General features: G+C 54.9%; 21 protein-coding genes and 1 pseudogene. 16 read left to right on the top strand and 6 right to left on the bottom strand.

Going from position 1 to position 23,281, the window contains the following annotated elements; genetic code table 11:
* From ACTH3S_RS12195 to lpxC, 5 genes and pseudogenes are all read left to right on the top strand, one after another.
* Window positions 1–717: D-alanine--D-alanine ligase (locus ACTH3S_RS12195; protein WP_441809285.1), on the top strand; the 717-nt coding region annotated here is incomplete at its 5' end.
* Entirely contained in the window at window positions 710–1,549 is an 840-nt protein-coding gene (locus ACTH3S_RS12190) for a cell division protein FtsQ/DivIB (RefSeq protein ID WP_441809284.1), read from the top strand. The genes ACTH3S_RS12195 and ACTH3S_RS12190, both read left to right, overlap by 8 nt.
* Window positions 1,550–1,585: 36 nt before the next feature.
* Entirely contained in the window at window positions 1,586–2,821 is a 1,236-nt protein-coding gene (gene ftsA, locus ACTH3S_RS12185; protein ID WP_441809283.1) for a cell division protein FtsA, read from the top strand.
* A 95-nt stretch (window positions 2,822–2,916) separates the two neighbouring features.
* Window positions 2,917–3,958, top strand: a pseudogene (gene ftsZ, locus ACTH3S_RS12180) (cell division protein FtsZ); the annotation flags it as partial.
* Window positions 3,959–4,282: 324 nt separating this feature from the next.
* The gene (lpxC, locus tag ACTH3S_RS12175) at window positions 4,283–5,200 is read left to right on the top strand and encodes a UDP-3-O-acyl-N-acetylglucosamine deacetylase (RefSeq protein WP_441809282.1); all 918 of its coding nucleotides are present in this window, start codon (window positions 4,283–4,285) and stop codon (window positions 5,198–5,200) included.
* 11 nt (window positions 5,201–5,211) lie between these two features.
* Here the strand turns inward: lpxC and ACTH3S_RS12170 are convergent, their stop codons facing one another.
* Window positions 5,212–5,658, bottom strand: a complete 447-nt coding sequence (locus ACTH3S_RS12170; RefSeq protein ID WP_441809281.1) for a DciA family protein — start codon at window positions 5,656–5,658, stop codon at window positions 5,212–5,214.
* Between the two features lie 212 nt (window positions 5,659–5,870).
* Here ACTH3S_RS12170 and ACTH3S_RS12165 point away from each other — a divergent pair, with 212 nt between their 5' ends.
* From ACTH3S_RS12165 to ribA, 6 genes are all read left to right on the top strand, one after another.
* Window positions 5,871–6,824: a M23 family metallopeptidase gene (locus tag ACTH3S_RS12165; RefSeq protein ID WP_441809280.1), complete on the top strand. Its 954-nt coding sequence runs from the start codon at window positions 5,871–5,873 to the stop codon at window positions 6,822–6,824.
* A gap of 179 nt (window positions 6,825–7,003) precedes the next feature.
* The gene (gene secA / locus ACTH3S_RS12160; protein ID WP_441809279.1) at window positions 7,004–9,757 is read left to right on the top strand and encodes a preprotein translocase subunit SecA; all 2,754 of its coding nucleotides are present in this window, start codon (window positions 7,004–7,006) and stop codon (window positions 9,755–9,757) included.
* Between the two features lie 121 nt (window positions 9,758–9,878).
* Window positions 9,879–11,096, top strand: coding sequence for a bifunctional glutamate N-acetyltransferase/amino-acid acetyltransferase ArgJ (gene argJ / locus ACTH3S_RS12155; RefSeq protein WP_441809278.1), 1,218 nt, complete (start codon window positions 9,879–9,881; stop codon window positions 11,094–11,096).
* Window positions 11,097–11,098: 2 nt separating this feature from the next.
* A complete protein-coding gene (locus ACTH3S_RS12150) occupies window positions 11,099–12,079 on the top strand; it encodes a Nudix family hydrolase (protein WP_441809277.1) in 981 nt (326 codons plus the stop codon).
* Between the two features lie 109 nt (window positions 12,080–12,188).
* On the top strand, window positions 12,189–12,671 hold the full coding sequence (gene moaC, locus ACTH3S_RS12145; protein WP_441809276.1) for a cyclic pyranopterin monophosphate synthase MoaC: 483 nt from the start codon (window positions 12,189–12,191) through the stop codon (window positions 12,669–12,671).
* Window positions 12,672–12,743: 72 nt separating this feature from the next.
* Window positions 12,744–13,358, top strand: a complete 615-nt coding sequence (gene ribA / locus ACTH3S_RS12140; protein WP_441809275.1) for a GTP cyclohydrolase II — start codon at window positions 12,744–12,746, stop codon at window positions 13,356–13,358.
* Window positions 13,359–13,431: 73 nt separating this feature from the next.
* Here the strand turns inward: ribA and dxs are convergent, their stop codons facing one another.
* The 4 genes from dxs to ACTH3S_RS12120 all read right to left on the bottom strand — a co-directional run bounded on the left by dxs (window position 13,432) and on the right by ACTH3S_RS12120 (window position 17,488).
* The gene (dxs, locus tag ACTH3S_RS12135) at window positions 13,432–15,363 is read right to left on the bottom strand and encodes a 1-deoxy-D-xylulose-5-phosphate synthase (protein WP_441809274.1); all 1,932 of its coding nucleotides are present in this window, start codon (window positions 15,361–15,363) and stop codon (window positions 13,432–13,434) included.
* A gap of 145 nt (window positions 15,364–15,508) precedes the next feature.
* Window positions 15,509–16,405, bottom strand: a complete 897-nt coding sequence (gene ispA, locus ACTH3S_RS12130) for a (2E,6E)-farnesyl diphosphate synthase (protein WP_441809273.1) — start codon at window positions 16,403–16,405, stop codon at window positions 15,509–15,511.
* Window positions 16,405–16,659 carry an exodeoxyribonuclease VII small subunit gene (locus ACTH3S_RS12125; protein WP_441809272.1) on the bottom strand — a complete coding sequence of 85 codons (255 nt, stop codon included), beginning with the start codon at window positions 16,657–16,659 and terminating at the stop codon, window positions 16,405–16,407. The genes ispA and ACTH3S_RS12125 overlap by 1 nt, the downstream gene beginning before the upstream one ends.
* 55 nt (window positions 16,660–16,714) lie before the next feature.
* Entirely contained in the window at window positions 16,715–17,488 is a 774-nt protein-coding gene (locus ACTH3S_RS12120) for an NRDE family protein (protein WP_441809271.1), read from the bottom strand.
* A 103-nt stretch (window positions 17,489–17,591) separates the two neighbouring features.
* Here ACTH3S_RS12120 and ACTH3S_RS12115 point away from each other — a divergent pair, with 103 nt between their 5' ends.
* The 4 genes from ACTH3S_RS12115 (at window position 17,592) to ACTH3S_RS12100 (ending at window position 20,703) form a co-directional block, all read left to right on the top strand.
* The gene (locus ACTH3S_RS12115; RefSeq protein WP_441809270.1) at window positions 17,592–18,389 is read left to right on the top strand and encodes a sulfite exporter TauE/SafE family protein; all 798 of its coding nucleotides are present in this window, start codon (window positions 17,592–17,594) and stop codon (window positions 18,387–18,389) included.
* 10 nt (window positions 18,390–18,399) lie between these two features.
* Entirely contained in the window at window positions 18,400–19,188 is a 789-nt protein-coding gene (gene lgt, locus ACTH3S_RS12110; RefSeq protein ID WP_441809269.1) for a prolipoprotein diacylglyceryl transferase, read from the top strand.
* A complete protein-coding gene (locus tag ACTH3S_RS12105) occupies window positions 19,185–20,024 on the top strand; it encodes a thymidylate synthase (RefSeq protein ID WP_441809268.1) in 840 nt (279 codons plus the stop codon). Before lgt ends, ACTH3S_RS12105 begins: the two co-directional genes overlap by 4 nt.
* Before the next feature lie 163 nt (window positions 20,025–20,187).
* Window positions 20,188–20,703: a dihydrofolate reductase gene (locus tag ACTH3S_RS12100; RefSeq protein ID WP_441809267.1), complete on the top strand. Its 516-nt coding sequence runs from the start codon at window positions 20,188–20,190 to the stop codon at window positions 20,701–20,703.
* Here the strand turns inward: ACTH3S_RS12100 and ACTH3S_RS12095 are convergent.
* Entirely contained in the window at window positions 20,682–22,208 is a 1,527-nt protein-coding gene (locus ACTH3S_RS12095) for a DEAD/DEAH box helicase (RefSeq protein ID WP_441809266.1), read from the bottom strand. The genes ACTH3S_RS12100 and ACTH3S_RS12095 overlap by 22 nt on opposite strands.
* A 199-nt stretch (window positions 22,209–22,407) precedes the next feature.
* On the opposite strand from ACTH3S_RS12095, the gene ACTH3S_RS12090 reads away from it, so the two are divergent.
* Entirely contained in the window at window positions 22,408–23,196 is a 789-nt protein-coding gene (locus ACTH3S_RS12090) for an acyl-CoA thioesterase (RefSeq protein WP_441809265.1), read from the top strand.
* Window positions 23,197–23,281: the final 85 nt, after the last annotated feature.

The raw sequence follows: 23,281 nt of genomic DNA, 5'->3' as shown, positions 1-23,281 counted from the left end.
GGCGAAGACGGAACGCTGCAAGCCATTCTGTCCCAGGCGGGTATTCCCTATACCGGCAGCGAAGTAATGGCGTCGGCTTTGGCGATGGACAAACTTCGCACAAAATATGTGTTTGCTGGCTGTGGCCTGCCAACACCGAAATTCAGAACCATGTCTGCTGCGGATGAAGCTGAGCAAATTGTTCAGGAGCTGCGTCCGCCATTGAGTGTTAAGCCGTCCCGAGAAGGTTCCAGCATTGGTATTCGCAAGGTGAATACCGTGGCTGAGCTGGTTGAGGCCTATGAGGTTGCAGCCGCGTTGGATACCTCGGTACTGATAGAAGAGTGGATAGAAGGGCCGGAATATACCGTCAGCTTGTTGCAGGACAGTGCACTGCCAGCCATTGGGCTGAGCACCGATCATGTGTTCTACGACTACGACGCCAAATATCTGGCGGACGACACTCGCTACCGGATTCCTTGTGGTCTAGCGCCTCAGGATGAAGTGAGATTACAGAATCTCGCGCTGGAAGCTTTTCGGGTAGTGGGCTGCCGCACCTGGGGCCGGGTAGACATCATGCAGGATGCAACCGGCGAGTTTTGGCTTCTGGAAGTGAATACCGTACCGGGCATGACTGATCACAGCCTGGTACCCATGTCTGCGAGAGCGGCCGGAATGAGTTTTGAAGAGCTAGTGGTGCGTATTCTCCAGGACACCTTGGAGGGCGCCAATGCTTGAGACACTGCTGATCCGGAGTGGGGCGGTACCGTCCGACCCTCCTCGGCGCCGGGGAGCAACCTCCCTTGGGCCGGAGAAAGACCGGTTTGGTGTGTTGAAAGCTGTATTGGCCGCTGTGCCTTGGCTACAAGCAGGTATGGGGATCGCGATTCTACTGGCGGCAGGCCTAGTGCCTTGGGCAACAGGCAAAGTGCTGGGTGCCATGGATCAGCAAATCTTGGCCATCGATGTGAACGGCGATTTCATCGGCGACAGCCGGGTTGCCATTGAGCGTCAGGCAGGAAACTGGATAGGCAAAAGTTACTTCTCGACGGATCTGTCGGACATAAAGGCCGATCTTGAGAAGCGCCCCTGGGTTGAGACAGTCGCGGTACGCCGAGTATGGCCGGATCGCCTGGAAATCAACATTCGGGAGAAAAAGCCCTTGGCCTACTGGACCGACGGTCGTTTGGTTAGCCGTACAGGCGAGCTGTTCATGCCGCCCAATCCAGAGGTGGCGGGGCGGTTGCCGACACTTGCAGGGCCTGATGAGCGGGTGCGTGATGTGATCGGTATGGCCCGCACCATGAGCGACAAGTTGGTGGGGCACGGCCTGGGATTTTCAGGGCTGTCATTGGAGCGACGGGGGGCCTGGACCCTTCGCCTCTCGAACGGAATTGAAGTGGTACTCGGCCGAGATCAGGTCGCGAAGCGTTTTGAGCGCTTTATCACAGTGTATGAAAACCGGCTGATATCACGGTCGGACGAAGTTAGCCGGGTAGATGCCCGCTATACCAACGGTGTAGCGGTTCAATGGAAGCTGGCCCAGGCCGCTTCCGGCCCGAAAACATAGAAACAGCAAATTCAGACCTACGGTTTGGTGGAACGCATGTCATCGGTTGAAACGGAAAACATGATTGTCGGCTTGGATATCGGAACCTCGAAAGTGGTTGCGATCGTCGGCAAACGCAAAATGGACGGAACCATTGAGGTGGTTGGTATTGGTTCCCATCCGTCCCGGGGGCTGAAACGGGGCGTGGTGGTCAATATCGAAACCACGGTTCAGGCGATCCAGCGCGCGGTTGAAGAAGCCGAGTTGATGGCGGGTTGTCGCATTCACTCTGTGTATGCGGGGATTGCGGGCAGCCATATTAAGAGCCTCAACTCCCACGGCATTGTCGCCATTCGCGACAGGGAAGTGACCCAGGCGGATATCGACCGGGTTATAGATGCGGCTCAAGCCGTCGCCATCCCTGCCGATCAAAAAATTCTGCACATTTTGCCGCAGGAGTTTGTGATCGATAATCAGGAAGGCATCAAAGAACCCATGGGGATGTCCGGTGTACGCCTAGAGGCAAAAGTGCATCTGGTGACTTGCGCTGTAAACGCAGCTCAGAACATTGAGAAGTGCATTCGCCGCTGCGGTCTTGAGGCAGACGACATCATTCTGGAGCAGTTGGCCTCCAGCCACGCGATTCTCACGGATGATGAAAAAGAACTGGGTGTTTGCGTTGTGGATATGGGGGGCGGTACTACCGACATCGCTGTGTTTACTGGCGGCGCCATACGTCACACAGCCGTAATTCCCATTGCCGGTGATCAGGTTACCAACGATATCGCTATGGCACTTCGCACACCCACGCAGAATGCCGAAGAGATCAAGATCAAGTACGCCTGCGCCTTGACGCAACTGGCCGGCGCTGACGAAACCATCAAGGTACCCAGCGTTGGCGACCGCGCCCCCCGTGACCTCTCACGCCAGGCGCTGGCGGAGGTTGTTGAGCCGCGTTACGAGGAACTGTTTGCCCTCGTGCAATCAGAGCTGCGCCGTTCAGGTTTCGAGGATCTAATTCCAGCAGGCATCGTGATTACAGGTGGCTCCTCCACCATGGAAGGTGTGGTGGAGTTGGCTGAAGAAATCTTCCACATGCCGGTAAGGCTGGCCTGTCCGCAGGCAGTTTCGGGCATGACAGAAGTTGTTAATAACCCCATATACGCCACCGGCGTTGGGTTATTGATTCATGGTTTCCGGCAGATGGATCTTGGCCGGACACCAGTGCTCAAGGGTGAGGATGCACCCTCGCTAGTTGAACGCATGAAAGCCTGGTTTACCGGTCATTTCTGACGGTTCCAGGAAAGCAGTAAACGAAGGTGTCTCGAAAATACAATCTCGAATAAACAGTCTGGAACAAGGCTGAAACAGCACGAAGGAGAAGGGGAATGTTTGAACTTGTCGATAATGTCCAACAAAACGCTGTCATTAAAGTAATCGGTGTTGGTGGTGGCGGTGGTAACGCCGTGCGACACATGCTGAACAGTGACATTGAAGGTGTAGATTTCGTCTGCGCCAACACAGATGCCCAAGCACTTACTGATATGGATGCGCGTCAGATCATCCAGTTGGGCGGCAACATTACGAAGGGCTTGGGCGCAGGGGCGAACCCGGAAATCGGTCGTCAATCCGCACTGGAAGACCGCGACCGTATCGCTGAAGCCATCAAAGGCGCGGATATGGTGTTCATTACTGCCGGTATGGGCGGCGGTACTGGCACAGGCGCTGCACCAGTGGTTGCTGAAGTTGCCCGGGAAATGGGTATTCTGACCGTTGCTGTGGTGACCAAACCTTTCAACTTTGAAGGTGGTAAGCGGATGAGCCTGGCTGAAACAGGGCTCAGAGAGTTAGAAGAATGCGTTGACTCGCTGATCACCATTCCAAACGAAAAGTTGCTCGCTGTACTGGGCAAAAAGACCAGCCTACTGGACGCTTTCGCTGCCGCGAACGATGTACTTCTTGGCGCCGTTCAGGGTATCGCTGATCTGATTACCCGCAACGGCATGATTAACGTCGACTTTGCCGACGTTAAAACGGTTATGTCCGAGATGGGCATGGCAATGATGGGTACGGCACGCGCTACCGGCGAAAACCGCGCACGGGAAGCTGCAGAAGCTGCTATTCGCAGCCCATTGCTGGAAGACGTTAACTTGCAGGGTGCCAAAGGTATTCTGGTTAACATTACGGCTGGCATGGACTTGAACCTGGGCGAATTCTCTGAAGTTGGCGATATCGTGCGTGAGTTTGCTTCTGACTCAGCCACGGTTGTTGTGGGTACCGTTATCGATCCGGAAATGACCGAAGAGCTGAAGGTGACAGTTGTTGCCACCGGGCTTGGCGGGGATCGTGAAAAGCCGACCAAAGTGGTGGATAACACCCGTACTCTGGATGGCAAAACGGATTATAACCAGCTGGACCGCCCTGCAATCCTGCGTCGCCGTGCAGTATCACACGGTAATGTGGCAATTGATCAGAGCAAAGAAAGCGAAGAGCAGGGCGTCGACTATCTCGATATTCCCGCATTCCTTCGCAGGCAGGCTGACTGATAATCTGGTGCAACTAACATCCGATACGGGTAGACATCTGTACAGATGAACCACGAAATCGGATAGCGATGCGCTGATTGCCAACAGTCATATTGCGTGAAATTCAGGCAATATCGGGTTGCGCAAATGGTACTCAGTCGTATTTTTTGATATTCTGCCATTAAGTTATTGTTCAGAATATCGCCAATTTTTACGGAATAACGAACCGATGATCAGACAACGGACACTAAAAAACACGATCCGTGCTACCGGCGTCGGGCTGCATTCGGGGGAAAAGGTTTACCTTACCCTGAAGCCAGCTCCGGTAGGTTCGGGAATCATTTTCCGGCGCACCGATCTCGACCCTGCGGTCGAGATTAAGGCTTGCGCCGAAAATGTGGGTGAGACCATGCTGTCCACGACGCTGGTAAAAGACGGTGTCCGTGTAGCAACAGTAGAGCATCTGCTGTCGGCTATGGCTGGTCTCGGTATCGATAATTGCTTTGTTGAACTGAGCGCTTCAGAAGTGCCGATCATGGACGGCTCTGCCGGTCCCTTCGTCTTTCTGTTGCAGTCTGCCGGTATTGCCGAGCAGGAAGCTGCTAAGCAGTTCATTCGCATCAAGCGGGAAGTGACCATTGAAGAGGGCGACAAGAAGGCTACCTTCCTGCCGTTTGAAGGCTTCAAGGTGAGTTTTGGCATCGACTTTGATCACCCTGTGTTCAAAGGCCGTGCCCAGACTGCGACCGTCGATTTTTCAAGCACGTCTTTCGTGAAGGAAGTCAGCCGCGCACGGACTTTCGGGTTCATGCGTGACATTGAGAAGCTGCGGGCGATGAATCTGGCGCTGGGTGGCAGTGTAGATAACGCCATTGTGGTAGACGACTACAAAATTCTGAACGAAGACGGCCTTCGTTATGACGATGAGTTCGTCAAACACAAAGTGCTAGACGCAATCGGGGATTTGTACCTGTTAGGCAATAGCCTGATTGGCGAGTTCCGTGGCATTAAGTCCGGTCACGACCTGAATAATAAGCTGCTGCGCAAGCTCAGAGCGGAAGAGGATGCATGGGAAGTGGTTACCTTCGATAACGAAGAAACCGCACCTATCTCCTACATGAAGCCTGTGTTGGCGGTACCGGTTTAAGGCTGGAAGCCTTAATCACGGACGTGGCTTGCGAGTTTTTCGAGAACCTCGCGTAGTTTTTTATCCTTCGTGTGCCCGGCTTCCTCTTGGAGGAGCCGGGCATTTTCTTTGCTTAGAGGGATTTTTTTCGCTGGCGGTTTGTCCTGAAACCGCGGTGGTACAACTTTTACCTTCAGTTTCCATACAAATCGGAACAGCTCGTTCTCACGTAATTTTTCCATGATTTCGTGCTGGCGGAAACGAATCTGGCTGGCTTTTCCTGCGCTCTCTGCCGACAAGGTCAATTCTCCCTCCAGACAGCAGACAAACCGAGTGCCTGGCGCCAACGCTGACGGTAACGAAGCCATAACCTGTTCTTCTGCCATGCGGTGAGTGTTGGCTTTCGCCACCAATTCTCGCAAAACCGGGGTTTTTCCCAGGTTGTCGAAGGTCATTTTTTGCTCACTTTTTCGTTTCATAAGGCGTTTTCTTCTCGACGGCCACGATAACGATTGGTTACACTTCGGCACCTTTTGTGCGTAGTGCCAGCGCTGCTCTTGTTTTACCTTGTTGTAAATGAGTATGTCTACCGGGCGCTACGATTTATCAGTACGTAGTTGTTGCTAAGGATGGCAAACCCACTCGGATTATTCCGGGCTGCGACACTACAGGAAACGGTTGCGGCTCATCTATGAAGTCAGAAAACACTATGAATATCATTCTTGTTGGCAAAAGCCACGGCAAATCCCGTGTGCTGGCGCTGAATGGCGCGGTGGCCTTTGTCTTGGCGTTTGCGGGAGCAGCATTGATTGTTGCTGCAGGTTGGGCTGGCTACAGCGTGGCGGTAAGCCAGGTAGACGCCCGTGAACCTTCAGAGTCGGAACTCGTCGCAGAATGGCGAAGTAAGCTCAGCGAACAAAAGACGGAGCTGGCCGGCGTGCAACAGAACGTTCAGGATCAGGTAGATGCTTTGACACTGCGTCTTGGCGAAATTCAGGGCCGTTTATTGCGACTCGATGCGCTGGGGCAGCGTTTTGTGGAATCTGGCCTGGTTGCCAGTGATGAATTCGATTTCAGCCAACCGGCTGCGGTTGGTGGTCCTGAGGATTCGCTCCCTACCGACTCCTTCTCGGCCCCCGAGCTTACCCGGATGATCGATGAGCTAGAGAGCAAGATGCTGGATCGTGAGCAGCAATTGCGGCTGCTGGATCAGGTTTCTTCCCGTCAAAAGCTGGAAGATGGGCTGTATCTGGAAGGCCGTCCGATCACTTGGGGCTGGCTGTCTTCGCGCTATGGCTACCGATCTGACCCGTTTACGGGAAAGCGCACGTGGCATGCGGGAGTGGATCTTGCGGGTAAAGATGGCAGTGACATTATTTCTGTGGCTGGCGGCGTAGTAACTTATGCAGCCGAGCGTTATGGTTACGGTAACCTTGTTGAGGTTGACCATGGTGATGGCTTGGTTACTCGGTACGCACACTGCAAGACCGTTAAGGTCAAGATGGGCGATGTTGTCCAAAAAGGCCAGGTTTTGGCGCTGATGGGGAGCACTGGCCGCTCTACAGGTCCTCATGTACACTTTGAGGTCATTCGCAACGGCAAAACCGAGAATCCGGAAACGTACATCAAAAGGGCAAGTCGTTAATTTTTCAGGTTTCGCCTGATGTTTGCTCCACTCCCCAGCACCCCATTAGGTTCGTTAGCTCCCGGCATTTGGCGCAGGATAGCCCCTGAACTCTGGCTATGTGAGCCCTACCTTTTGTCCTATCACGAAATAAGGTTAGAATGCCGGCTTCCTCCGTTTAATTAAAGAAGCAGTGGTCTATGTTCTCAAAGTTTGCAACCAAGATGTTCGGCAGTAAAAATGCCAGAGAAATCAAGAGAATGCGCAAGCTGGCTTTGCGTGTTAATGAGCTTGAAGAGCAGTTTGGCAATCTGGCGGACACCGAGTTGCAGGGCAAGACGGCTGAGTTCCGTCGCCGGCTCGATGAAGGCGAGAGCCTGGATGCGCTGCTGCCCGAGGCCTTTGCGACGGTTCGTGAAGCTGGGCGCCGTGTTATGGGCATGCGCCACTACGATGTGCAGCTGGTTGGCGGTATCACCCTGCACGAGGGTCGGATTGCGGAGATGAAGACCGGTGAGGGTAAAACACTGGTTGCGACTGCTGCTGTGTACCTCAATGCCATACCGGGCAAGGGTGTGCATGTGATCACCGTAAACGATTACCTGGCCAGCCGCGATGCGGAATGGATGGGTAAGCTCTATGGTTTCCTTGGATTACAGGTAGGTGTCGTTGTTGCTGGCCAACCACCGGAAGAGAAACGCGCTGCGTATCAAGCTGACATCACGTATGGTACCAACAATGAATTCGGCTTTGACTACCTGCGGGATAACATGGCATTCAGCACCGATGACAAGGTGCAGCGTGGTCTAAACTACGCGATTGTAGACGAAGTCGACTCCATTCTTATCGATGAAGCCCGTACACCACTGATCATTTCTGGCGCGGCAGAAGACAGTTCCAAGGCATACCTGGCCATTAACGAACTCATTCCAAGCCTTGAAAAAGGTGAGGTGAATGAAGAGAGCGGCGAAGCTTCTGGCGATTTCACCATTGATGAGAAAACACGCCAGGTTGATCTGACTGAGGCGGGTCATGAAAGGGTAGAAGAGCTGCTGCTGAGCCGCGAGCTGTTGGAAGAAGGTGAGAGTCTCTATTCCGCTGCCAACCTAAGCCTGCTGCACCATGTGCATTCTGCGCTTCGGGCTCACCATCTGTTCCAAAAAGACGTGGATTACATTGTTCAGGGCGGCCAAGTTGTCATTGTTGACGAACACACTGGCCGTACCATGCCAGGTCGTCGCTGGAGTGAAGGCCTGCATCAGGCGATGGAAGCCAAAGAAGGCCTGAAGATTCAGGCAGAGAGCCAGACACTGGCGTCCACCACCTTCCAGAACTACTTCCGGCTGTACAATAAGCTTGGCGGCATGACAGGTACCGCTGATACTGAAGCCTTCGAGTTCCGCCAGATTTACGGCCTTGATGTGGTGGTTATACCACCGAACAAGCCAATTCAGCGCATTGATTACAACGACCTTGTTTACCTGACCCAGGATGAGAAATTCCACGCCATAATTGATGAGATCAAAGATGTGACGGGCGAGGGCAGGCCCATTCTAGTGGGCACAGCTTCTATCGAGGCGTCTGAGCTGCTTTCCATGCTGCTGAAAAAGGCGCGCATTGAGCACAAGATTCTTAACGCCAAGCAGCATGAATCAGAAGCTCAGATTATTGCCCAGGCTGGCCGTCCGGGTGCTGTGACCATCGCCACCAACATGGCTGGTCGAGGTACCGATATTGTATTAGGCGGTAATTGGGAGCATGAAGCGTCCGCCATGGGCGATGCGACGGAAGAAGAAGTTGCACGCCTAAAGGCTGAATGGACAGAGCGCCACAATCAGGTGCTGGATGCCGGTGGCTTGCATATTGTGGGCACCGAGCGTCATGAGTCCCGTCGTATAGATAACCAGTTGCGCGGCCGTGCCGGGCGCCAGGGTGATCCGGGCTCGTCCCGCTTCTTCCTATCGCTGGAAGACAACCTGATGCGTATCTTTGCGCCGGATAAGGTTAAGAGCCTGATGCAGGCGATGGGCATGAAGAAGGGCGAGGCCATTGAGCACCGCATGGTCACGAACGCCATTGAAAAATCCCAGCGCAAGGTTGAGGGCCGCAACTTCGACATGCGTAAAACGCTGCTGGAGTATGATGACGTTGCCAATGATCAGCGTACGGTCATCTATGACCAGCGTAACGAAGTCATGTCATCTGAGGATGTCTCCGAGATGGTTGATACCATCCGAGAGGACGTTGTTGATGTGCTGATAAGTGAGCATATTCCACCCCATAGCATGCCCGAACAGTGGGATGTGGCGGGTCTTGAGTCTCAGCTGCAGTCGGAAATGTCGATCGACTTACCCGTTCAGGCCTGGCTGGAAGAGGACAGTAAGTTATTTGAAGACAGCCTGCGCCAGAAAATTTTGGACGAAATTGTGGCCGCCTACCGAGCCAAGGAAGAAGTGGCTGGCACCGAATCCATGCGTAAATTTGAGAAGCAGGTGTTCCTGCAGGTTCTGGATACGCTGTGGAAGGAACACCTCTCGAACATGGATCATCTGCGCCGTGGTATCCATTTGCGCGGCTACGCTCAGAAGAACCCCAAGCAAGAATACAAGCGCGAAGCGTTTAACATGTTTGAATCCATGCTTGAAACCATGAAACGTGATGTAGCCCGTGTGCTTTGCCACGTTCGGGTTCAGAGCCGAGAAGAGATGGAAGAGGTTGAGCGTCGTCGCAAGGAGGAGCTTGAACAGGAGCTAGCCAAAGCTCGCCTACGCCACGATGAGACCAGCGCTACCGCACAGAGCGAAGGTGAAAGCGGGGATGACGGCGACGCCGGCGATTCTCGGCAAACGACGCCTGAAACCTTCGTGCGACAGGAACGCAAGGTGGGCCGAAACGAACCCTGCCCATGCGGATCCGGTAAAAAGTTCAAGCAGTGTTGTGGCAAAGTGAGTTAACCACACCACACTGACATAAAGTAAAGAACGGAGCCCGTAATCGACCAGTTGACTGGCAGACTGCGGGTTTTTCGTTTTCAGACATATTCATTTCAGGCGTAGTATCAGAAGGAGTGGCAGGATGGCGGTTGGACCAGGAACCTTACCCGAATTTTTTCCAGTAGCAGGTGTCAGGCTTGGTATTGTCAGCGCGGGGATTAAAACGCCCGGGCGTGACGATGTGGTGGTGTTTGAGCTGGCCCCGGGTAGCCGAGTAGCCGGCCTATTTACCCGCAACCAGTTCTGCGCTGCACCGGTTATCGTGAGCCGCCGACATCTGGCAGAGAAAGCGCCGCGTTACCTTTTAATCAACACAGGAAATGCCAACGCAGGCACGGGTGCGCGTGGCATGGATGACGCTCTTGCTTGCTGTAAGGCATTGGCGGAGCAAGCCGGTGTGAGTGCCGCAGAGGTGCTGCCTTTCTCAACGGGTGTAATTGGTGAGCCCTTGCCGGTTCAAAAAATCGTAAGCGCACTGCCAGATGCACTAGCCAGTGTCGGGAGCAACCGCTGGCCGGAAGCAGCCAGCGGCATTATGACCACCGACACACGCCCAAAGGGCGCTTCGGTGCAGATTGATCTGGGAGGCCACGCAGTCGCCATTTCTGGCATCAGTAAAGGGGCGGGTATGATTCGCCCCAACATGGCCACCATGCTAGGTTTTATTGCCACTGATGCCTGTATTGCGCCAGATGCTTTGCAGGCGCTGGCATTGGAGCTCGGGGAGCAGTCGTTCAATCGAATCACGATCGATGGTGATACCTCCACCAATGATGCCTGCACGCTAATAGCCAGCGGCCAGTACGATGGCCCGGAAATTACGCTGGACAGTCCGCATTTGCCGGCGCTTCGGGAGGCGCTGAAAGCGATTTACCTGAATCTCGCTCACGCCATTGTGCGTGACGGCGAAGGTGCAACCAAGTTTGTCACTATTCACGTCAGTGGTGCTGCGGTTCAGCAAGAGGCGCTGGATGTGGCCTATACGGTAGCCCACTCACCCCTGGTGAAAACGGCGCTGTTTGCATCAGACGCCAACTGGGGGCGAATTTTGGCGGCGGTTGGTCGGGCTGGCGTTGAAGATCTGGACGTTAATGCTTTGGAAATCTATCTCGGGGACGTATGCCTCGTACGAGATGGCGGCCGGGCGGAGGATTATTCCGAGGCCCGTGGCCAAGCGGTCATGGATCAGGAGGAAATCGTCATCGCCATCGATCTTAAACGGGGAGAGGTTAGCGAAACGGTCTGGACCTGCGATTTTTCCCATGACTATGTAACCATCAACGCAGACTACCGCAGCTAGGTATGACGACAACAAAGGCGGGAGTGTGGGAAATCCATGTGGCGGTGGGGGTGATTGTTCGAGAGGGGCAGGTGCTTATTGCCCGCCGGCCGGATCATGTTCACCAGGGCGGTTTGCTGGAGTTTCCCGGTGGCAAGGTTGAGCCAGACGAGACAGTGCAGGCTGCATTGGTGCGCGAAATTGCCGAGGAAACCGGGCTGCAGATACCGCCGGACACGCTGCAGCCGATGATCGGCATTCGCCACGACTATGGCGATAAGCGAGTGTTTCTGGATGTTTGGCGAACAGAGCAGGCCCAGGGAGAGGCCCATGGCTGTGAAGGCCAGGTCATCGATTGGGTGAGCCCAGACAGCCTGCGGGATGAAGATTTCCCGGCAGCTAACCGGCCCATCATTCGGGCGTTGCAGTTGCCCTTCTTGTTGGCAATAACCGGCAATATCACCGCTGACATCGGCGCACATCAGGTGCGTGCGGCGCTTACCCGGTTGCCTAAGAGTGACCGCCCTGGGTTGGTATTGCTGCGTGCACCGGAGTTGGCCAAGGACGACTATGATTCCCTGGCGGAATCAGGGTTGGATCTGTGTGAGGCAGCCGGCACTAAGCTGCTGGTTCACGGGTCGCCTGAGGTGTTCGATGACAACCCGGATGCGGCGGGGCTGCACATGCCTTGGCGTGAGGCCGAAAAGCTTGAGGCGAGACCTGTGCCCGATGGGGTCTGGTTGGGGGTTTCCTGCCACAATGCCCACGAGATAAATCACGCGGTCGCCATTGGTGCAGATTATGTGACCCTGGGCCCGTTAAAACCGACGGCTACCCACCCAGGTGCTGCGAGCCTGGGGTGGGTGCAATTTCGCGATCTCGTTGCCCGCGCGCCAATCCCGGTTTTTGGGTTGGGTGGGCTGGAGCCGGCAGATCTCGGCAAAGTGCATCAGGTGGGCGGCCAAGGCGTGGCCGGGATCCGTTACTGGTGGCCACAAAGCTGATTACGATCAGTCGGGTAAGAGGGCGCCTCTGGTATGCTCGGCGGCCTTGGTGTTTATGTATACCGCCAACTATTTAATCACTTATTGAATCTGAACCCCGGGAGATGTCGTGAGCAAATTGACCCATCTTGATGACAAGGGCGAAGCCCGCATGGTGGACGTTACGGATAAAGCCGTAACTGAGCGCGAAGCCCGCGCTGAGGCGCGGATTCACATGAACGGGGAAACCCTCCGAATGATCACAGAAGGGGAACACCCAAAGGGCGATGTGCTGGCTGTTGCCCGTATTGCTGGGATTATGGCGGCGAAAAGAACGCACGACCTGATTCCCTTGTGCCACGCGTTAAACCTCACCTCGGTGAAGGTAGAGCTTACTCCGGGGGCTGATGGTGCATCGGTGCACATACTGACCCGCTGCAAACTTTCGGGCCAGACAGGTGTCGAAATGGAAGCACTGACTGCAGCCAGCGTGGCGGCACTCACGCTGTATGATATGTGCAAAGCTGTCGACAAGGGCATGGAAATCGGCGGCGTGCGCCTATTAGAGAAAAAAGGTGGTCGCAGTGGGCACTGGACTGCGGGCGAGCGATAATATCGTATCTGCACAGCGCATCGGCCCATGGTAGAATATGCGCCCCGCTTTATTGAACCACGAGGAAACACTGTGGCTGTTCGTTACATCGAGACCTGCCGGTTGCCCACCCCTTTCGGGGTATTCGATATGCACGGCTTTGAAGAACCGGACACGGGTAAGGAGCATGTAGCCCTGACCCTGGGATCGCTAGACGGTGACGAACCCATGCTGGCTCGCACCCACTCCGAGTGCCTGACCGGTGATGCGCTATACAGCATGCGCTGCGATTGTGGTTATCAGCTTGAAGAGGCGTTGCGCAGTATTGCCCGTGAAGGGCGTGGCATTTTGATGTACCTGCGCCAGGAAGGTCGTGGTATTGGCTTGCTGAACAAGATCCGCGCCTATAATTTGCAAGATGAGGGGGCGGATACTGTAGAAGCTAACGAACGCCTTGGTTTTGCGGCAGATCTGCGTGACTACAGCATGTGCAAGGATATGCTTGAGCATTTGGGTATCAAAAGCTTGCGCCTGATGACAAACAACCCCCGCAAGGTAAAGGCTCTGACCTCCTACGGTATCCAGATCACCGAGCGTGTTCCCCTAACGGTTGGCCGCAACCCCCATAACGAGCATTACCTGAATACCAAGCAGAGTAAGCTCGGGCACTGGCTGGAGAACCATCAGGACGACGGCCCCCAGGGTTAAGTTGTCGTTCGGGTAGCTAGCCCTAAGGCACAAAAAAGCCCGCTTAAAGCGGGCTTTTTGCTATGCGGTGATTTTATTTAACCGCTTTCAATCGCTGGTTCTGCAGCCGTTCCATTCGGGTGCTTATGGTGGAGAATATGCCCTCGGTATCCAGTCCGCAGTCTCTGAGCAGTTCTTCGTGTTTGCCGTGATCAATGAAGGTGTCTGGTAACCCAAGCTGAAGCACCGGCATGGACACTTCCTGTCTGTTTAAGAATTCGGTGACAGCACTGCCTGCGCCCCCGGCAATGGAGCCTTCTTCCAGTGTTACTAACAGTTCGTGCTGTTCTGCCAACTCAAGAACCAAGGCCTCATCGAGCGGCTTAACGAAGCGCATGTCAGCCACCGTTGCCCCCAACCTTTCTGCTGCCGCCAGAGCTGGGGCGAGCAGCGTGCCAAAATTGAGAATGGCGATGTTGCTGCCTTCACGAACCTTGCGCCCTTTGCCGATCTCCAGAGGGGTGAGTTCTTGCTGGATCTCCGCACCTGGGCCGGTTCCTCTTGGATAACGCACGGCGGCTGGCCCCTTAAACAACATGCCGGTGTGAAGCAGCTGACGTGTTTCGTTTTCATCGGAGGGGGTCATCAGCACCATGTTCGGGATGCAGCGCAGGTAGCTGATATCAAAGGCGCCCGCGTGAGTGGGACCGTCTTCCCCGACTAGGCCGGCCCGGTCGATTGCGAACAGTACATCCAGGTTTTGGATGGCCACGTCGTGTATTAACTGATCATAGCCCCGCTGTAAAAACGTGGAGTAAATTGCAACCACGGGTTTTGCACCATCACAGGCCATGCCCGCTGCAAGTGTTACAGCATGCTGTTCGGCAATGGCCACGTCGAAGTAACGATCCGGGAAGCGCTCGGAGAACGCCAGCAGGTCGGAGCCTTCACACATGGCGGGCGTGATGCCGCTCACGCGCTCATCCTGCTCAGCGGCATCGCACAGCCATTGCCCGAAAACATTCGCGTACTTTTGCTTTGAGGGCGTAGGCTTAACGGGCTCCGGCTTGTTGGCAGGCACAGGTTCAATCTTGTTGATGGCGTGGTAGCCGATCGGGTCGGCCTCAGCCGGTGCAAAGCCTTTGCCCTTGGTAGTCACCACGTGGAGAAACTGCGGGCCTTCCAGCTCGCGGATATTCTCAAGGGTTTCGACCAGCAGAGGGAGGTCATGGCCATCAATAGGGCCGATGTAATTGAAACCCAGTTCTTCAAACAGGGTGCCAGGCACAATCATGCCCTTAAAGTGTTCTTCGGTTTTCTTGGCCAGCGCCATCAGGTTTGGCGTGCCCTGAAGGACTTTCTTGCTGCTGTCACGCACCTGATTATAGGTACGGCTAGAAAGCAGTTTGGCAAAATAGTTGGACAAACCACCGACGTTGCGGGAAATCGACATGTCGTTGTCGTTCAGAACCACCAGCATGTTGGCATCCAGATGGCCGGCGTGGTTTAACGCCTCAAAAGCCATGCCGGCTGTCATGGCCCCGTCGCCTATGACGGCAATGCTCTTGCGGCCGGTGTTTTGCTGACGGGCGGCTACGGCCATGCCCAGCGCAGCACTGATAGACGTGCTGGAGTGACCCACACCAAACGTGTCGTACTCGCTTTCAGTGCGCTTTGGGAAGCCAGCCAGGCCGTTCTTGCGACGGATGCTGCCCATCTGTTCGCGGCGCCCGGTAAGGATTTTGTGAGGGTAGGCCTGGTGGCCGACATCCCACACCAAGCGGTCTTTTGGGGTATTGAACACATAGTGCAGCGCCACCGTCAGTTCAAGTACGCCAAGCCCGGCACCAAAGTGGCCGCCCGTTTGCCCGACAGACCATAGCAGGAAGGCCCGCAGTTCTCGGGCAAACTGAATAAGCTGGTCAGACGGCAACTCCCGAAGCTGGGCGGGTACATCTACCCGGTCTAGCAGCGGTGTGTTTGGCCGCTGAGCGGGGATTTCCTTAAAAATATACGTGTCCTGCATCTGCTAGGGTCTTTTCCGGTCTGTTCGATAACTGGCTGGCATTATAGGGGAACAGGGGCACCTGTTTCACACTTGCCGGGCCATAGGTTACGAAAATGTATGTGTTCAGTGTGCGCTCAGGTGGCACCGGGCTTCAATGGCTGGCTCAATATGTTCTTGCCACCACATAATCTGCCATGGCTCTCAAGGGGTCTGCTTCTGGGCCAAAGTCCTGCAAGTTCTCAAGTGCATTATCGAGTAGTGCGGCTAGGTGTTCTCGTGCGCCGGCAAGCCCAAGCAAAGCGGGATACGTCGGTTTTGCACGGGCAACATCGGAGCCCTGGGGTTTGCCGATGGTTTCAGTATCGCCCTCAATGTCGAGCAGATCGTCCTGAACCTGAAACGCCAGGCCAAGAGCCCGAGCGTAGCGGGTCAGAGAGGTTAGCGACTGTTCACTAACGCCGGGTGCCGTCAGCGCACCAATGCGCACGCTGGCTTCAATCAGCGCGCCAGTTTTGTGCCTGTGCATGGTTTCTAGCTGGGCCAGCGACAGGTTTTTGCCGACAGATTCCAGGTCAATCGCCTGGCCGCCTACCATGCCGCCATGACCACTTGCTCGGGCCAGTTCCTGAATCATCGCCAGCCGAGCGGGCGTCTCGATATCGGGCGTTTCTGCCAGCCATTCGAAAGCCATGGCCTGCAAGGCATCGCCGGCCAGAATCGCCGTGGCTTCGTCGAAGGCAATGTGTGCGGTTGGCCGGCCACGACGCAGTTCGTCGTTATCCATTGCAGGAAGATCGTCATGCACCAGCGAATAGGCGTGGATCAGTTCTATGGCGCAGGCTGGCACAAGCGCAGCATCAATACTCTGACCAAGTGCGCTTGCAGCCGCCAAGCTGAGCGCAGGGCGGATACGTTTTCCGCCACCCAAAACACTGTAGCGCATGGCTTCCTGAAGTCGTTCAGAAGTAGATCCGGATGCAATACGGCGATCCAGTTCAGCATCTACGCGGCTGCGACAGGTTTCCAGGAAATCCATGGTAGACGGGGTCTCGTTAGACATCAGCTGGCGTCATCCGGTGAAAGCGGACGGGTTTCTAGCGTGCCATCGTCGTTTTGTACCAGCTGCTCAACCCGTTGTTCCGCACTCTTCAACGCCTGCTGGCAGGCACGAGTCAGTTTTACACCCCGCTCGAAGGCAGACAGGGATTGTTCAAGGGACAGTTCGCCCTGTTCCAGGTTGCGAACCAACGTTTCCAACTCATCAAGAGACTTTTCAAAGTCGGCAATGGATGTGGCGTCTTGTTGACCGGCCATCGGTGGCCCTCCGATCGGGTGGACGAATTTTGCGGATTATATCAGAGGCTGAGCGCTATCGCTGCCAGTGGAATTCCCGGAATTCCTCCGGGCGGCCCAGAGGTGCCCAGCTCTGTTCAGTAACATGGATTTCGCCGGTGTGGGAGACACTCACTATTGTGGTCGCGCGAGTGCCGTACTCCGCGCCGGTAATAAACGGCGACGAAAGAAAGCGCTCAGTGTCGCGGTGTACGCCAGTGTTAGGGAGAAGGTAATCCGGCGCTGGCGTGGTGTCCTGCAACAACTGGGTAAGGTCTTTGTGTAAATCGTGAGCGTTTTCCCGGGCCGATGCCACCGTGTGACCCACAGCCTCTCTGAGGCGCAACAGCTTGGGCCATGGGGTCTGGAGCAGATGATTGCTTAAACCATACATACCACGGTGAATGCGGCGGCCAGGGCGAGCGTCGCGGTTGCTGAAGTACCAGCCAGCCGTATCGTTAAGGCTAACAAGATTAAACCCGGCGTACCGAGCAGAAGTGTTCGTCAGACTTTCCTGCAACGTTGATTCTGGCTCTCGAAGGGCCCGCAGGGGCAGCTCACCACGACTCGCATGACCGGCTTCAGGCGTGCCTTCACGAACATTCGTTACGGCGGTTACCCGGCCTTCGGGGGATATAGCCAGCCAAGTGCCTCCGGATTGCAGATCCCTGCCTGATAGCACTCGATTGCCGGCTTCGGTTGACCACCAATCCAAAGGCGCAGTAGGGCGGCGAAAAAACTCATCCCGGTTGGCGGCAACCACCAGCGGAAAACGGGCGCTTTGGCCAAGAGAAAATGCGATCAGGCACATGCGAAGTTGCTCTCCAAGGCTTATAGGGACATTGCCCAGTGGTGAAGTTGCTACGGCCGATGTGTATCATACCAGCCTTGTTTTCTCGGATGTGTGAGCGACTATGTCCCTGTTGTCCGTATTTTCCATTTACATGGTACTGGGGGCCTTTGCAGGCACCCTTGCCGGCCTGTTTGGTATTGGTGGCGGGCTGATTATCGTCCCAGTACTGATTTTTAGCTTCGGTGTCCAAGGCTTCAGTCCTGAGATTACCGCACACATGGCTGTTGGCACCTCACTGGCGACCATTGTTTTCACTTCTCTCAGCTCCATTAGATCCCACCATAGTCATGGCGCTATTCGCTGGGATGTTTTCCGGCCAATGGCTGTGGGTATCATAGCCGGTGCTCTTGTCGGTGCTTGGACGGCCGCGCTTTTAAGTGGTGCTGCCCTGGAACTTATTATCGGTGCATTTGTCATTCTGGTGGGCATCAAGATGCTGCTTGACGTAAACCCTAAGCCGGGCAGAAATGTGCCAGGTCATATTGGTTTAGGTGCGACTGGCGCAGGTGTTGGCTGGGCCTCGGCTATATTCGGCATAGGCGGTGGCACCCTCACTGTACCCTATCTAAGCTGGTGCAATGTTAAAATGCAGCAGGCGGTTGGCACCTCCGCCGCGTGCGGCCTACCAATTGCCGCCGCCGGCGCTCTTGGTAGCGCGTGGGCTGGATGGGCCCAGCCTGCACTGCCGGAATACAGTCTTGGCTTTATCTATTTACCGGCTCTGATCGGCATTATTCTTACCAGCGTGTTGTTCGCCCGCGTGGGAGCTAACTTGGCACACCGGCTTAATGCCAAAGTGCTGAAGCGCGTTTTTGCCATCCTGCTGTTGCTGGTTGGTCTTCGTTTTCTTCTAAGTTAAGAGGTTATTGATGCTTCAGCATCCCCAGATAGACCCAGTTGCCCTTGCCATCGGGCCACTTAAAATTTATTGGTATGGTCTGACCTATCTAGTTGGGTTTTTGGCTGGCTGGTGGCTAGGCCGCCTGCGCGCACGCAAGCCCTGGTCTCCGATTACCGAAGAACAAATGGGCGACGTTCTGTTTTATCTCGCGCTTGGGGTTATTCTGGGCGGGCGCTTTGGATATGTCATCTTCTACAACTTTGACGCCTTCCTGGCGGATCCGCTGTGGCTCCTGAGAGTATGGGAGGGCGGCATGTCCTTCCACGGCGGATTGCTGGGCGTTATGTTCGCCATGTGGTGGTACGGCCGTAAAATAGGAACCGGGTTTTGGCGTCTTGCGGATTTTGTTGCGCCCTTGGTGCCAGTAGGCCTTGGGGCGGGGCGGATTGGTAACTTTATCAACGGCGAACTCTGGGGCAAGCCTACCGATTTACCCTGGGGAATGGTATTTCGCCAGGCGCCGGATGCGCTGGCACGCCACCCGTCTCAGCTCTACCAGTTTGCTCTTGAAGGCGTGCTTTTTTTCATCATCCTTTGGTGGTTCTCCGCCAAACCACGCCCAAGAATGGCAGTGTCTGGATTGTTCCTGATTTGCTATGGCGTTTTCCGCTTTATGGTGGAGTTTGTGCGCCAGCCAGATCCGCAGTTGGGCTACTTGGCATTCGACTGGCTCACCATGGGGCAGGTGCTTTCCTTCCCAATGATTCTGGCCGGAATGGTTCTAATGTTTATTGCTTACCGGAGAAATGCGGAATGAAAGCCTATCTCGATTTGATGCAGGACGTAGTAGACAACGGGTTCGATAAGGGCGACCGCACCGGCGTAGGCACCCGCTCTGTCTTCGGCCGCCAAATCCGCTTTAATCTGCAGGATGGCTTCCCTCTAGTCACTACAAAAAAAGTACACCTGCGCAGCATTATTTATGAGCTGCTCTGGTTCCTGAAAGGCTCCACGGACAACAATTGGCTGAAAGAGCGCAAAGTTTCTATCTGGAATGCATGGGCGCTGGAAAACGGCGATCTGGGGCCGATATACGGCAAGCAGTGGCGAAGCTGGCAATGCCCGGATGGCCGCGTGGTGGATCAGATCAGCGATGTTATCGACCAGATACGTAACAAGCCAAACTCCCGCCGCCTGATTGTCTCCGCCTGGAACCCCGCAGAACTCCCGGACGAATCGATTGGTCCTCAGGAAAATGCTGAAAAAGGCCTTATGGCGCTGGCACCCTGCCACTGTCTGTTTCAGTTCTACGTGCTCGACGGCAAGCTCTCCTGCCAGCTGTATCAGCGCAGCGCAGATTTAATGCTCGGCGTGCCGTTCAACATCGCATCCTATGCACTGCTAGCTCACATGATCGCCCAACAGTGCGATTTGGAGGTTGGTGAGTTTGTGCATACCTTTGGCGATTGCCATCTGTATCAAAACCACCTAACAGACGACATAGTGTTTGAGCAGCTAAAGCGCAAGCCAAGAGCATTGCCGAAACTTGCGATTAAGCGTAAGCCAGATTCAGTCTTTGATTACGAATTAGAAGACTTCGAATTCGAGGGCTACGACCCTTATCCCAGCATAAAAGCGCCCATCGCTATTTAGTACTTGTAGGCCTATCTCACAATTTGATCGCAAGGATGCGGGAAAGGCTCTCCAAAAATGTGCGGAGCCACGCGTACATGGACGTATTTACAGCGGTTTTTGGAGAGCCTTTTCCGCATCTTTGCAGCCCCGAAGTTCGCAGCTCTGAGCCAGAGGAAAAAGCATGCGTAAAGCTTTAATAGTCGCCATGTCCCGAAACCGGGTTATTGGCAAAAATAACAATCTACCCTGGTACCTTCCGGGCGATTTGAAGTATTTCAAACAAGCCACCATGGGCAAACCCATCATCATGGGCCGGAAAACCTGGGATTCTATTGGTAGACCATTGCCGGGCCGAATGAACGTAGTGATTTCCCGGGATGCAGACCGTGAGGCACCCGCAGGAACCGTTGCCGTTCAATCGCTGAGTGAAGCGCTGGTAAAAGCCGAGGCACAAGCTGAACTGGATGGTGGTGATGAAGTGATGATTATCGGGGGAGGGCAGATCTATACCGAAGCTCTACCCATGGTAGATCGAATTTACATTACTCAGGTGCACGCCGAGGTAGATGGCGATGCGTACTTCCCGGAAGTGAACTGGGATGAGTGGGAAGAAATCGGACGGGAGGATTTCTCCGCGTCCGATAACAACCCTTACGACTACAGCTTTGTCGTCTATCAGCGCTTGGCGTCGGACTGACGAGGAGGCCGCTTACCTGCAGGCTTGCCGCCTTTACCAGGTGGTTTGCCTCGGGCACCAGCACCGCCAGGTCCACCGCGTCCCTTGTAACCACCTTTTGGTGGTCCCTTGCGGAATTCACCTGGGCGGCCGCCTTTGCGGTCACGACGTGCGGGTGCGGTTGCAGATACCACTGGCAGAGCTTCTGGTTGCTCCAGAGGCATAGAGCCAGGTTGTGTCGCTTCCATCCAGCATGCCAATGCGCCGGCAACCATGGCAATGTCCATTTCGTTGCGCTCGGCGATATCGTCGAGGAGCCCCATGGCCTTGGCGAGCTTCTTGTCTTCAGCAAAGCTCAAAAGCTGGCTTTCAAACTGCTCTTCGCGCATTTTTTTCAGTTCAACAGGCGTTGGCAGTTCGTAGGCTTCCATGGGTGAGTTGGTCGCGCGCTCAAGAGTGCGCAGCCAGCTCCGCTCGCGGGGAGTTACCAGCAGAATAGCCTTGCCTGTGCGCCCAGCCCGGCCGGTACGGCCTACACGGTGGATGTAAGCTTCGGTGTCGTAGGGCACGTCGTAGTTAATAACGTGGGTGATCCTGGGTACGTCCAGGCCACGTGCAGCTACGTCGGTGGCAACAATAATGTCTTTCTTGCCTCGCTTGAGATCTTCAACTGTCTGCTCGCGCTGACGCTGGTTTAAATCGCCGTTCAGAGGAGCTACTGCGTGCCCGCGGGCGCTGAGTTTCTCGGCCAGCAGTGTGGTTTCAGCTTTGGTGCGCACAAAGATGATGGCAGCTTCAACTGGCTCCACTTCCAGAATGCGGGTTAGGGCGTCTAACTTGCGCTCTGCATAAACGGGCAGAACAAACTGAGAAATACGCTCAACCGTGCGAGTTTCGCTCTGAATTTTTACTTCAGTGGCATCGTTGAGATAGGTTTGCGCAACTTTTTTGATCTGCGGCGGCATGGTGGCAGAGAAGAGCGCGCGCTGGCAGTCGGCCGGCGTCTTGGCAAGAATTGCCTCTACGTCGTCAATAAAGCCCATGCGCAGCATTTCATCTGCTTCGTCCAGTACCAATGCTTTCAGGTTGCCCAGCTTCAGTGTGCCTTTGCGAAGATGGTCGAGCATGCGGCCGGGAGTGCCAACAATAACTTGGGCGCCACGCTTAAGGCCTTTGATCTGCGGGTAGAAATCTTGACCGCCGTAGATCGGTAATACATGAAAGTGGCGGAATTTGGCGGCGTAGGAGGTAAATGCTTCCGCAACCTGAATAGCTAGCTCCCGTGTGGGAGCCAGAACCAGAATTTGAGGCTCACTTACTGTCGCATCAATTCGGCTCAATAATGGTAGAGCAAAGGCCGCGGTTTTACCCGTGCCGGTCTGGGCAACGCCCAGTAGATGTTTGCCAGCGAGCAGCGCAGGAATGCACTGGGCCTGGATGGGCGTTGGGGTTTCATAACCAATAGCGGATACAGCTTCAAGTACGGCTGGATCAAGCCCCAGTTCGGCAAAGGACAATTCAGACATTGATTTACTCGGAATTCGGGAGGTAGAGCATTGCCCAGGCAATGCATTATGTGGCGATATTATAACCGCTTTTTGCTGGCTTTAATACGTAAAATATTTTGTGCTCTGTAGGTAGTTGCCGGTGCGCTGGCATTGCGTTGCTCTGATATTTTGGGCAATCTTTCTGTTTTCACCAATAGGTTGCTAACAGGAAGTCACTATGACCTTTGATGAACTGATTACCGCTGGTCGTGCCAGCAAAGAGTTGGTTATGCCGGTGGCCTGGTCTCAGGGGCGCGCAACGTTTGGCGGTCTGGTGACGGGACTGCTGTTTGATCGCATGGAACGTATGGTCGCCGAAAACAGACCCATGCGCTCCCTGCACGTGTCTTTTGTGGGGCCGGTAGAGCCTGATGTGGCAGCTGTCTTTGATGCCCAGGTTCTCCGGGAAGGTCGGTCGGTCAGCCAGGTAGAGGGCCGGATTGTTCAGAACGGTGAGCCTAGATTGGTGTGCTTGGCAGCTTTTGCTGGCGACCGGGACTCTGTTGTCAGTGTTGACGGCGCGCCTGCTCCGGAAGCAAAACCTGTAGATCAGTGCCAGGCGTTACCTTTCATCAAGGGTCTGACTCCGGGGTTTATCAGTTACATCGAGATGCGCTGGGCCTACGGGAGCATGCCGTTTACGGGCGGAACTGGGCGTGAGATGGGCGGATGGATGCGCTTTCGAGAAGTGCCAGAAGTACTAACGGATGCTCATGTTCTGGCGCTAGTGGATGCCTGGCCCGCGCCGGTTCTTCAGCATTTTAAAACCGCTGTGCCGGCCAGTTCACTCACATGGACGCTCGATATTATCCACCCGAGACCGGTGTTAGAGGCTGATGATTGGTTGCTGTATAAAGCCAAGATCGACCAGGCAGGCAATGGCTATTGCCATTATGATGCAGAGATCTGGACGCCTCGGGGTGAGCTTTTGGCAATCAGCCGCCAGACGGTGACTGTATTTGGTTGATGAAACCGAAAATGCCCTAAAGAAATGGTGGCCTAGTGTTTCGTCCGGTTAATTCGCTGGCGCATGTTTGTTATAATAGGAATCG

It is taken from the genome of Marinobacter sp., assembly GCF_052094685.1.
Lineage (GTDB): Bacteria > Pseudomonadota > Gammaproteobacteria > Pseudomonadales > Oleiphilaceae > Marinobacter.
Note: the sequence above shows the minus strand (reverse complement) of the source record. Positions and strands in the feature narration are given on the sequence as shown.